Annotated in this window: 9 protein-coding genes; 2 read left to right on the forward strand and 7 right to left on the reverse strand. The window is 59.8% G+C overall.

From position 1 onward, the window contains the following. Window positions 1-6: 6 nt before the first annotated feature. From holA to leuS, 3 genes are all read right to left on the reverse strand, one after another. Window positions 7-1,044, reverse strand: coding sequence for a DNA polymerase III subunit delta (gene holA, locus DU29_RS0123000; protein ID WP_028623824.1), 1,038 nt, complete (start codon window positions 1,042-1,044; stop codon window positions 7-9). Window positions 1,045-1,083: 39 nt separating this feature from the next. Further along, window positions 1,084-1,689 carry an LPS-assembly lipoprotein LptE gene (locus tag DU29_RS0123005; protein WP_028623825.1) on the reverse strand — a complete coding sequence of 202 codons (606 nt, stop codon included), beginning with the start codon at window positions 1,687-1,689 and terminating at the stop codon, window positions 1,084-1,086. A gap of 88 nt (window positions 1,690-1,777) precedes the next feature. After that, the gene (leuS, locus tag DU29_RS0123010) at window positions 1,778-4,384 is read right to left on the reverse strand and encodes a leucine--tRNA ligase (RefSeq protein WP_028623826.1); all 2,607 of its coding nucleotides are present in this window, start codon (window positions 4,382-4,384) and stop codon (window positions 1,778-1,780) included. Between the two features lie 279 nt (window positions 4,385-4,663). Between leuS and DU29_RS0123020 the strand changes: the two genes are divergently transcribed. Beyond that, a complete protein-coding gene (locus DU29_RS0123020; RefSeq protein WP_028623827.1) occupies window positions 4,664-5,002 on the forward strand; it encodes a hypothetical protein in 339 nt (112 codons plus the stop codon). A gap of 89 nt (window positions 5,003-5,091) precedes the next feature. After that, a complete protein-coding gene (locus DU29_RS0123025; protein ID WP_028623828.1) occupies window positions 5,092-5,853 on the forward strand; it encodes a YdcF family protein in 762 nt (253 codons plus the stop codon). A 111-nt stretch (window positions 5,854-5,964) separates the two neighbouring features. Here the strand turns inward: DU29_RS0123025 and lnt are convergent, their stop codons facing one another. From lnt to DU29_RS0123045, 4 genes are read right to left on the reverse strand one after another with little or no spacing between them, the layout of a single operon-like run. Next, a complete protein-coding gene (gene lnt, locus DU29_RS0123030; RefSeq protein WP_028623829.1) occupies window positions 5,965-7,488 on the reverse strand; it encodes an apolipoprotein N-acyltransferase in 1,524 nt (507 codons plus the stop codon). A gap of 16 nt (window positions 7,489-7,504) precedes the next feature. After that, on the reverse strand, window positions 7,505-8,344 hold the full coding sequence (locus tag DU29_RS0123035; protein ID WP_017340984.1) for an HlyC/CorC family transporter: 840 nt from the start codon (window positions 8,342-8,344) through the stop codon (window positions 7,505-7,507). 5 nt (window positions 8,345-8,349) lie between these two features. Then, window positions 8,350-8,844, reverse strand: a complete 495-nt coding sequence (gene ybeY / locus DU29_RS0123040) for an rRNA maturation RNase YbeY (protein WP_028623830.1) — start codon at window positions 8,842-8,844, stop codon at window positions 8,350-8,352. Continuing rightward, window positions 8,837-9,841 carry a PhoH family protein gene (locus DU29_RS0123045; RefSeq protein WP_028623831.1) on the reverse strand — a complete coding sequence of 335 codons (1,005 nt, stop codon included), beginning with the start codon at window positions 9,839-9,841 and terminating at the stop codon, window positions 8,837-8,839. Before DU29_RS0123045 ends, ybeY begins: the two co-directional genes overlap by 8 nt. Window positions 9,842-10,065 lie beyond the last annotated feature (224 nt).

Genomic DNA, 10,065 nt, shown 5'->3' on the forward strand with positions numbered 1-10,065 from the left:
TCGCTCTTATTCAGCGGGCAATGACAATCGCTGGCCGGCCATCAACAGCGCCAACCGGCTCAAGCTCATCCATGGCGAACCCGCCGCTTGCCCCTTGATCTGCGCATCGATGCGCTGAGCTTCCAACAGCAACTGCGCCCAGCGTGGCGCTGAATATCGTTGCAGGGCTTTGCTCATCAGCGGCTTGCGCTTATCCCAGACCGGGGGGCGGGCCGAGCTGAAAGCTTTATCCAGCGGCACACCCTGGCTGTATTGCAGCGACAGGTTGGCCAGCAGTCGCAGCTCCCGTGCCAGCGCCCAGAGGATCACCGGTGGCTCGACGCCTTCACCGCGCAACCCCTCAAGCATGCGCAGAGCATGCGCTGCTTCGCCATTAAGGATCGCGTCAGTCAGGCCGAAGACATCGAAGCGCGCACTGTCGGCCACCGCCGCCTGCACGGTTTCGACGGTTATCTGGCCACCTTCGGCCATCAGCTTGAGCTTCTCGATTTCCTGAGCGGCGGCCAGCAGGTTGCCTTCGACCCGCGCGGCAATCAACTCCACCGCGTCCTGACTGGCAGAGAGCCCTGCCTGGGACAGTCGCTGGCGGATCCAGCTCGGCAGCTGGTTGGCGTCGACCGGCCAGATCTGCACGAACTGAGTTTGCTGACCTTCGACCAGCGCCTTGCCCCATTTGGTTTTCTGCGCACTGCCATCGAGCTTCGGCAGGCTGATGAGCAGCACCGTGTCTTCAGCCGGCCGCGAACAGTATTCGATGAAGGCCGCAGCACCTTTGTCACCCGGTTTGCCAGACGGCAGACGCAGCTCCAGCAGGCGTTTTTCAGCGAACAGCGACATGCTTGCCCCAGCCTGCAACAGCGTGCCCCAGTCGAAACTGGCGTCGGCGGCAAAGACCTGGCGTTCGTCGAAGCCCTGCTGGCGTGCGGCGGTGCGAATGGCGTCGGCGGCTTCCTGGCACAACAGCGGGTCATCGCCGCTGATGATATAGACCGGCGCGAGTGCGCCCTGCAGGTGTTTGCCGAGTTGAGCGGGGGCGAGTTTCATAAGAGAGGGCAAGCGGGGCGCCTGAGCGCCCCGCAAGTCTTACTGCTGAGGCAGTTCGACAGGCGACTGACGCGGGGTTTCCGCTTCAGCCTTCTGCGCAGCTTCAAGGGCGTCGGCGTCGGCTTTGGCCCGGGCTGCGGCAGTTTGCTGCAATTGGTCCAGCTGAGTCGGCGTCAACTGCTGCAAGCGCAGCATCATGCGCTGGATCAGCTCACGACGGATTTGCTTGCGCACATCGGTGGCTTCCTGGTCGGAACCCACCAGGTTGTTGCCGTCGTGGATAAAGACTTTCTGCACTTCCAGCTTGTCGCTCAACAGGGGCAGATTGCTCTCGCCACGGATGTCATAGCTGAGCACCGTGCTCACCTGGTACTCCCCAGTACGACCGGCGCCGGCGTAACTGAGGATGCGCTGGGATTCCTGCTCATCGGTCAGCACCAGCTTATAAGGCGCGCCGGTGTAAACCTTGACACCGCTGCCTTCGAGCATCTGGCGCAGCTGGGTCACGGTTTCGCCGTAGGCGTTACGGGCGCTCAGGTCGAGGTCCTTGATCGCCAGTTCGGTGGTGCCGGTACCGCGCAGCTGGAAACCGCAGGCGCTCAACAGGACTGCAAGGCCCATCACCAGCAAATTGCGTTTGATCATCTTGTTGCTCCCCTTGAAACCAGGTGGGCCGACCGTGCGGCCCGAAAGGTTTTACTCGGCGCCAGGCATTACCTGGCGCCTGCTCCAATTAGCTGGCGACGATATTGACCAGTTTCCCGGGCACTACGATCACCTTGCGAATAGTCAGACCGTCGACGAAGCGCAGCACGTTCTCGTTGGCCCGTGCGGCCGCTTCGACTTCTTCGCGGCTGGCGCTGGCCGGCATTTCGATCTGGCCGCGCAGCTTGCCATTTACCTGGATGACAAGCTGCAGGGTGTCCTGAACCAGAGCGCTCTCATCCAGCACCGGCCAGCCTGCGTCGATCACCGGCTCAGCGTGGCCAAGTTGCTTCCACAGCTCATGGCTGATGTGCGGCGTAATCGGTGCCAGCAGCAAGACCACGCTCTCCAGACCTTCGTGAATCAGTGCGCGATCCTGCCCGGTGGCTTGCGAAGCTTTTTCCAGCACGTTCATCAACGTCATCACCTGAGCGACGGCGGTGTTGAATTTGTGGTTCTGGCCGACGTCATGGCTGGCCTGCTTGATGGCCTGATGGATCGAGCGGCGAACGGCTTTTTGCTCATCGTTCAGACCCGCGACGTTCAAGGTGCCCGGCAGGCCCTGAGTGACGTGCGCTTGCGCCAGACGCCAGACGCGCTTGAGGAAGCGGTGTGAACCTTCCACTCCGGAGTCGGACCATTCCGCGCTCATGTCGGGAGGCGAGGCGAACATCATGAACAGGCGGCAAGTGTCCGCGCCGAACTGATCGATCATCGACTGTGGGTCAACGCCGTTGTTCTTCGATTTCGCCATCTTCTCGGTGCCACCGATTTCCACCGGCAAGCCGTCGGAGATCAGCTTCGCGCTGATGACCTTCGCCTTGCTGTCGCGCTCGAGTTCGACGTCTGCCGGGTTGAACCACGTGTAGGCGCCGTTGGCTTCGCGACGATAGTAAGTCTCGGCGATCACCATGCCTTGGGTCAGCAGATTCTTGAACGGTTCGTTTGAGCTCACCAAGCCTTCGTCGCGCATCAACTTGTGGAAGAAGCGCGCGTAAAGCAGGTGAAGAATCGCGTGTTCGATGCCGCCGATGTATTGATCGACCGGCAGCCAGTGGTCGGCCGCGGATTTTTCCACCAGGCCACCTTCATAGTGCGGCGAGGCGTAGCGAGCGTAATACCACGAGGACTCGACGAAGGTGTCCATGGTGTCGGTTTCACGCTTGGCCGGCGCGCCGCATTTCGGGCACTGGCACTCGTAGAACTCGGGCATGCGCGCCAGTGGCGAACCGGCGCCGTCCGGCACGACGTCTTCGGGCAGCACGACGGGCAACTGGTCTTCCGGAACCGGTACATCACCGCAGGTCTGGCAGTGAATGATCGGGATCGGGCAGCCCCAGTAGCGTTGACGGCTGATGCCCCAGTCGCGCAAGCGGAACTGGGTGCGCGAAGCACCGAGGTTTTTCTTGATCAGTGCGACTTCCATGGCGTCGAATGCACCGACGAAATCGAGGCCGTCGAACTCGCCGGAATTGATCAGCGTGCCGTGTTCGCCGTACGCGTCCTGCCACGGTGCCGGGTTGCTTTCACCGGAACTGGTGCGCACTACGGACTTGATCGGCAGGTTGTATTTGGTCGCAAACTCGAAATCGCGCTCGTCGTGCGCCGGCACGGCCATTACCGCGCCGTCGCCATAATGCATCAGCACATAGTTGGCGACCCACACCGGCAGCTTCTCGCCGGTCAGCGGGTGTTCGACGAACAAGGACGTCGGCAGGCCTTTTTTCTCTTGAGTGGCGACGTCGGCTTCAGCAACACTGCCGCCCTTGCATTCAGCAATGAACGCTTGCAGCTCAGGACTCTTTTGCGCGGCCAGGGTGGCCAGCGGGTGTTCGGCGGCCACCGCAACGTAGGTCGCGCCCATCAGAGTATCCGGACGGGTGGTGAAGACTTTCAGTGCGCCGCTTTTGCCGATTGAATCGACGTTGTACGGGAACTGCACTTCCATGCCGCGGGATTTGCCGATCCAGTTGCGCTGCATGGTCTTGACCTGTTCAGGCCAGCCAGTCAACTCATCCAGGCTCTCCAGCAACTCATCCGCGTAAGCGGTGATCTTGAAGTAGTACATCGGGATTTCGCGCTTCTCGATCAGCGCGCCCGAACGCCAGCCGCGGCCGTCGATCACTTGCTCGTTGGCCAGGACGGTCTGGTCGACCGGGTCCCAGTTCACGGTGCCGCTCTTCTTGTAGATCACACCTTTTTCGAACAGGCGAGTGAACAGCCATTGTTCCCAGCGGTAGTAGTCGGGCTTGCAGGTAGTCACTTCGCGCGACCAGTCCACCGCCAGGCCCAGGCTGCGCAGCTGGGTTTTCATGTAGGCGATGTTTTCGTAGGTCCATTTGGCGGGCGCTACGTTGTTCTTCATCGCGGCGTTTTCCGCCGGCATGCCGAAGGCGTCCCAACCCATGGGTTGCAGAACGTTTTTGCCGAGCATGCGCTGATAGCGTGAGATCACGTCGCCGATGGTGTAGTTACGCACATGCCCCATGTGTAGCTTGCCGCTGGGGTAAGGGAACATCGACAGGCAGTAGAACGTCTCCTTGCCTGGCTGTTCACTGACTTCAAAGGACTTTTGCTCGTCCCAGAACGACTGGGCGGCGGCTTCGATTTCACGGGGCTGATATTGTTCGTGCATGGCTACTTTTGAACTGAATAGGGGTGGCCTAATCCTCTTCAATGCGACGCTGGACGCTGATCACGCCAAATTGGCGTTTCGCTGCCCAGGCGAGCTGGAAGTGGAGTTACAGGAAGCGCCGTAGCATACATGACCGCACTCTACCGAGGGAAACCCTGATTAGCGCCGCAGGTCCCTGGATATCTGCCGCAAGGGCCGTTGGTCGCGGCACTCAGCCGGTTTGTTGATGGAAGCTAAGCTCTAAATGGGGAGCGAGAGTTATCTTCAATGAGGTGAGGGATGGTGGAGTCACAGCGAAAAGCTACAAAACCGGAGCTGTACGAAAGACTGATTGATCGTTTGGGCATGGCCCTGGATGCGGCAAAAACGGCTGGACGGCTGCGTGACGAACGCCCCTTGGAGCTGGAGTTGCGTGGCCTGAGCGCCGCAGAGTTTGAGCTGGTCAGGGCTTATCTCGATCGCAGTGAACGTGAAACACAGGGATGCTTGTCGCAGGCCTTGAAGCAACTCGACGCACCACGTTCGGCCAAGATCATCTGGCTCAAGGACAAGCAGTCCGGCAGGGATGCAGTCAAAGCCCGGTCTGTGCAATTCAGGCCAGGGCTTCTGAAACCGTAATCAGTGGTTTTATTCTGCACAGTTGTTGCACATCTGTTGTCGCCTTGCATCAACCCACTTAGGCTTCGGGCATCTTCTGGAGATGCTCGATGCCTTTTCGTTATTTCGTTAAACACCTGCTGATGCCGCCTGGCATTTTGTTGTTGCTGCTGGCGCTGGCCTGGTGGTTTCGCCGATCCCGACCGCGCCTTGCGGGCGTCTGCTTCGCGCTGGGCTTTGGCGGCTTCTGGCTGATGAGTCTGCCGATTGCGGTGGAGTGGGGCGCCAAAGCGCTTGAACGTGATCCGCCGCTGAGTCGCGACGAATGGGCGACTTTGGCGCAGCGTGCCGATGCGATCATCGTGCTCGGATCGGGCCGTGAGCGCGGGGACCCCGCTTGGGGCAGCGATCAGCCCACTGATGTAGCACTGGATCGCGAGCGTTATGCCGCGCGCCTCGCCAAAGCTTCCGGTTTACCAATTCTCACTACGGGTGGTTTGCACTACGGCACGCCGCCGAGTGAGGCGCGGCTGATGGCAGACTCGTTGCGTGAGGATTTCGGCGTCCCCGTACGCTGGCAGGAAGAGCGCAGCCGCACCACGTGGGAAAATGCGCAGTTCAGTGCCGAGATATTACTGCCGCAAGGCATCAAGCGCGTGGTCGTGGTGACGCAGGCATGGCACATGTCGCGCTCGGTCTGGAGTTTCCAGCAGGCAGGGTTCGAAGTGGTGCCGGCACCGATGGGGTTTTTGAGTGTGGGCAACGCCGAGCCGTTGGGCGGCTGGATACCTGACGCCAAATCGGTCCGGCGCAGTGGGCAGTTGATCAATGAGGCCGTAGGGCAGGTCGGGTATTGGTTGTTTTACCGCTGAAGGTCAAAAGATCGCAGCCTCGTTTGACTCGACAGCCCCTACAGGAATTGCGCCACTTCTGTAGCTGTCGAGTGAAACGAGGCTGCGATCTTTTCAGTCGCACCCGATCATCTAAACCGTCTTGGCCATCCGGTTAGCCACCAGCGCCCAGCCGAACAGCAATACGCAGACAATAATCAACGGCCACGAGCGCCACTCGAGATACGGCGTGAGGTTGTGCATCGGCACCACTTCACCGTAGAGGATGCCCTGTTCGAACTGCGGGATCTGCGCGGTGATCTGCCCGAATGGATTGATCAGGCCGGTCACGCCGTTATTGGTGGCACGAATCATCCAGCGGCCGGCCTCAAGAGCACGCATCTGCGCCATCTGCAAATGTTGCAGCGGCCCGATGGAGGTGCCGAACCAGGTGTCATTGCTGATGGTCAGCAACAGATCGCTGCGGGCGGCCAGGCCGGCGGCGAATTCCGGGTACACCACCTCGTAGCAAATGAACGGCGCAATCTGATAGCCCTTGGCTTGCAGCATCGCTTGATCGGCCGGGCCGCGAGCGAAGTCCGACATCGGCAGATCAAAGAAGGCGATCAGGCCGCGCAACACATCCTGCAGCGGCACGTATTCACCGAACGGCACCAGTTTCTGTTTGAGGTAAGTGCCTTCGCCTTCACCGGTCACCGTAATGCCATTGAAGAAACGCTTCTGATGGTTGTGTTCCTGGCGGATCGGAACGCCGGTTATCAGCGCGCTGTTACGCTCGGCGGCGAAATTCCCCATCATGTTCAGGTAGCCCTCAGCGGACTCCTTGAGCACCGGAACAGCGGTTTCTGGCCAGATCAGCAGATCGACACGTTTGGAACTGAAGCTCATGTCGCGGTACAGCGCCAGTTGCGCGTTAAGCTGCGCCGGGTCCCACTTCATGCTTTGTTCGATATTGCCCTGAATTGCCGCAACGCTTAGCGGAGCACCCGATGGGCTGGTCCATGCGTGTTCCTTGAGCGCGATACCGGTTATCCAAGGGCCGGCAAGGAGCAAGACGCCCGCCGCGATGAAACCTTTGCGACCCGTACGCACCAATCGTGAAGCGTTGAAGATCAGTGCGGCCGTCAACGCTAGCGTGAAGGAAATCAGCCACATCCCGCCCACCGGCGCCAGTCCTGCCAATGGGCCGTCAAGCTGGCTGTAGCCGGAATAGAGCCACGGGAAACCGGTCAGGAACCAGCCACGAAATGCTTCCTGGCCGACCCATAACGCCGCAAACGCCAGCGCATCGGCCAGCGGTGCTTCGTTGCGGCGCAACCAGCGCGCCCAGAGCCAGGCGGGCAGGGCGAAGAACCAGGCAATGGCGGCGGTAAACAGCAGCATCAGGAAACCGGCCAACAACACCGACGCGCCGCCGAAGTTATGAATGCTGTAATAAATCCAGCTGGTTCCGGCGCCGAACAGGCCAAAACCAAAACACCAGCCGCGGCCCAGCGCCTGACGCGGGCTCAGCTCGCGCAAGCCGGCATAGAACAAGCCAACCGCTAGCAATGCCAGTGGCCAGAAATCGAACGGCGCGAGCGCCAGAGTGGTGATTGCACCGGCCGCCACGGCCAGCAGATTACCGGGCCAGCCGGGGCGGGTTATCCAGCGCATTTCTATCCTTGGTTTTTTATCGAGCGATCGGTGTCAGGCGCAGCAAGTGAATCCTACGGCTGTCGGCGTTCAGAATGCGGAAGCGATAGGGGCCGATTTCAGTGATTTCGTTGCGTTTAGGCAAATGCCCAAAGGCGCTCATCACCAGACCACCTACGGTATCGAATTCGTCGTTGGAGAATTCGCTGTCGAAGAACTCGTTGAAATTCTCGATCGGCGTCAGCGCCTTCACGAGGAAGTCGCCGCTGGGTAGCGGCTTGATGTAGCTGTCTTCTTCGACGTCATGCTCGTCTTCGATATCGCCGACGATCTGTTCCAGCACGTCTTCGATCGTTACCAGACCGGCCACGCCGCCGTATTCGTCGATGACGATGGCCATGTGATTATGATTGGCGCGAAACTCGCGCAGCAGCACATTCAGGCGCTTGGACTCGGGCACAAACGTGGCCGGACGCAGCAGATCCTTGATGTTGAAGCTGTCGCCGTTTTCTTTGAGGATCAGCGGTAGTAGATCCTTGGCCAGCAAAACGCCCATCACGTCATCGTGGCTTTCGCCGATGACCGGGTAACGGGAGTGCGCCGAATCGACCACGGCCGGAAGGAATTCGCGAGGTGTCTGGGTCGCTTTGATGCTGATCATCTGCGAACGCGGGACCATGATGTCCCGAACTTGCAGGTCGGCAACCTGGATAGCGCCTTCGACGATGGCCAGCGCTTCGCTGTCCAACAGTTTGTTCTGGTGTGCATCGCGCAGCAGCTCCAGCAGCTCCTGGCGGTTTTTCGGCTCGTGGGCAAACGCCTGGGTGAGTTTACCCAGCCATGACTTTTGCCCGTTGCTCGATCGATCTTCGCTCATAGCGATTACTCTGAATCCTTTGTTGTAACGATAGGGGTAGTGTCAGTTTCATCGTCCGCGTACGGGTCGGGGTAGCCCAACTCCGCTAGCAACGAACGTTCCAGCGCTTCCATTTCTTCGGCTTCGTCGTCATCTATATGGTCGTAGCCGAGCAAATGCAAACAGCCGTGCATCACCAGATGTGCCCAATGTGCCTTCGCTTCCTTGCCTTGCTCGGCCGCTTCGCGCTCGACCACTGCCACGCAGATCACCAGATCGCCCAGCAGTGGAATGTCGAGAAACTCATCAGGCACGTCAGCAGGGAACGACAGGACGTTGGTGGCGTAATCTTTCTGTCGCCAGGTGTGATTCAGCTCACGGGCTTCGGCTTCATCGACCAGACGAATGGTCATCTCGGAGTCGGCAGTACGTTGGCGCAGTGCGAGTTCACACCATTGGCGGAACTCGGCTTCGTCCGGCACGGTTGCTTCAGTGGCCAGTTGCAGATCGAGCTCAAGCATCGCGGTGGCTGTCCTTGGGCGCTGGATCGGCCACGGGATTCTCGAAACGCTCATAGGCTTCGACGATGCGCTGCACCAGTGGATGTCGCACCACGTCCTTGGGCTGGAAGTGGGTGAAACTGATGCCCGGTACGTCTTTGAGTACTTCGATCACATGGTGCAGCCCGGATTTGGTGCCTTTCGGCAGGTCGACCTGGGTGATGTCACCGGTGATGACCGCAGTGGAGCCGAAGCCGATACGGGTCAGGAACATCTTCATCTGCTCGACGGTGGTGTTCTGGCTTTCGTCGAGAATGATGAAACTGTTGTTCAGCGTGCGGCCGCGCATATACGCCAGCGGAGCCACTTCGATGACTTGGCGCTCGATCAGCTTGGCCACGTGTTCGAAGCCGAGCATTTCGTAAAGTGCGTCGTAGAGCGGGCGCAGGTACGGGTCGATCTTCTGCGACAGATCACCGGGCAGGAAGCCGAGCTTTTCACCCGCTTCAACCGCCGGACGGACCAGCAGAATACGGCGAATCTGCTCGCGTTCCAGCGCATCGACGGCGCAGGCAACGGCCAGATACGTCTTGCCGGTACCGGCCGGACCGATGCCGAAGTTGATGTCGTTACCGAGCACTTCCTTCACGTAGCGCAGCTGATTCAAGCCGCGCGGGCGAATCATGCCTTTTTTGGTGCGCAGGGCGACGGAGGGTTCGGAGGGCGACACGTTGTCCAGCTCTGCGACGGCCGATTCCTGCAGGAACAGGTGAACCGTATCCGGCGACAGCTCGGTACCTTTGGTTTCCCGGTACAAGCGGCGCAGAAGGTTTTCCGCGGAGGTGGTGTGTTTGGGGTCGCCGATCAGTTCGAACTGGTTTCCGCGGTTGCGGATTTCGATGGTCAGGCGCTGTTCGATCAAGCGCAGATGCTCGTCGAATTGCCCGCACAGATTGGCGAAGCGGCGAGCTTCAAAAGGCTCGAGGAGAAAACGATGTGGTTCTATGGGTGCGTTCAAGGTCGTATTTAGCCGCCCTGGGGCAATTAAGATGAAATCAAGGATAACGCCAGTGAGGCGGGTGCGAAAGCTCTTAAAACAGTCTCACTTGATTACCTGTGGCGAGGGAGCTTGCTCCCGCTGGAGTGCGGAGCGCTCTCAAATCTCTCAGCCGCGATTTTTTCTGGAGGACTGAAATGTCTGGTTGGCGGTTGCTCCGCGACCGAGCGGGAGCAAGCTCCCTC

Source organism: Pseudomonas sp. Ant30-3 (assembly GCF_000690905.1).
Classification (GTDB): Bacteria; Pseudomonadota; Gammaproteobacteria; order Pseudomonadales; family Pseudomonadaceae; genus Aquipseudomonas.

Excerpts from the sequence above, each read along its gene's own strand:
- DU29_RS0123005 (WP_028623825.1), bottom strand. The coding sequence starts at position 1,689 with ATGATCAAACGCAATTTGCTGGTGATGGGCCTTGCAGTCCTGTTGAGC.
- holA (WP_028623824.1), bottom strand. The coding sequence starts at position 1,044 with ATGAAACTCGCCCCCGCTCAACTCGGCAAACACCTGCAGGGCGCACTC.
- DU29_RS0123025 (WP_028623828.1), top strand. The coding sequence starts at position 5,092 with ATGCCTTTTCGTTATTTCGTTAAACACCTGCTGATGCCGCCTGGCATT.
- DU29_RS0123020 (WP_028623827.1), top strand. The coding sequence starts at position 4,664 with ATGGTGGAGTCACAGCGAAAAGCTACAAAACCGGAGCTGTACGAAAGA.
- ybeY (WP_028623830.1), bottom strand. The coding sequence starts at position 8,844 with ATGCTTGAGCTCGATCTGCAACTGGCCACTGAAGCAACCGTGCCGGAC.
- lnt (WP_028623829.1), bottom strand. The coding sequence starts at position 7,488 with ATGCGCTGGATAACCCGCCCCGGCTGGCCCGGTAATCTGCTGGCCGTG.
- DU29_RS0123035 (WP_017340984.1), bottom strand. The coding sequence starts at position 8,344 with ATGAGCGAAGATCGATCGAGCAACGGGCAAAAGTCATGGCTGGGTAAA.
- leuS (WP_028623826.1), bottom strand. The coding sequence starts at position 4,384 with ATGCACGAACAATATCAGCCCCGTGAAATCGAAGCCGCCGCCCAGTCG.